This is a genomic window from Mesorhizobium sp. M7A.F.Ca.US.006.04.2.1 (assembly GCF_004022915.1).
In the GTDB taxonomy this organism is placed as follows: domain Bacteria; phylum Pseudomonadota; class Alphaproteobacteria; order Rhizobiales; family Rhizobiaceae; genus Mesorhizobium; species Mesorhizobium ciceri.
Genome location: NZ_RZQA01001494.1, coordinates 1 through 737, shown reverse-complemented (window position 1 = coordinate 737; position 737 = coordinate 1). Strand labels below are relative to the sequence as shown.

The window sequence follows — 737 nt, the reverse complement described above, 5'->3', positions numbered from 1 at the left end:
TTGCAAGCAGGAACGGGACGCCCAAGCTGCCGATCTCCCCCCTTGCGGGGGAGATGGCCGGCAGGCCAGAGGGGGGTGTTCAAGCGCCAGCATCCCTCACCCCGCCGTACGCGCCAACTGCAGATCCACGAACTGCACGCCCTTGGCCGCCACCCGCGACCACTCGGACTCCGCATCGAGTTCGAGATAGCGCACCCACAGCCGCCGCGCCTCCGGCAGATCGCCGGCGTCGAATTCGAGCCGGGCGAGGTTGAACACCGGATCGGCATAGTTTTTGTCGAGCGCGATCGCTTTCTGCAGGTGCCTTCGCGCCGAGGCCTCGCGGCCCTGCTCGCTCATCAGCCCAGCGAGGTTGAACCAGGCCTCGACGAAGGCCGGATCGAGTTTTATCGCATTGATATAATCGTGCGCGGCGTCCGCCGCGTGGCCGCCGGCGCGCAGGCAGTTGGCGCGGTTGAAGGCGGCAATCGCATCGCTCGGATCGATGGCGAGACAGCGCTGGTAGAGTGCGGCTGCCCCATCATGGTCGCCACCCTCCTCCGCCGTTTCGGCCTCGGCAAACAACTCTTCCAGTGTTTCGTCGCCTGCCGAACCGGCGCTGCCCAAATCGAACAGAAGCTGTCCGTCGAGTTCGCTCTGGCCGCCTTCGAGATAGATCGCATCGGCGCGCCCATGCTGCGAGCCGACATTGAGCGACTTGGCGGTCAGCGACGCCACCGGGCCGGAGCGGTGGACGG

Annotated in this window: 1 protein-coding gene; it reads right to left on the bottom strand. The window is 66.5% G+C overall.

The genetic code is table 11. The features are described from left to right. Positions 1-96: 96 nt before the first annotated feature. Positions 97-737 (bottom strand): tetratricopeptide repeat protein (locus EN925_RS38290; protein WP_128337488.1); only part of this gene is annotated, 641 nt, incomplete at its 5' end.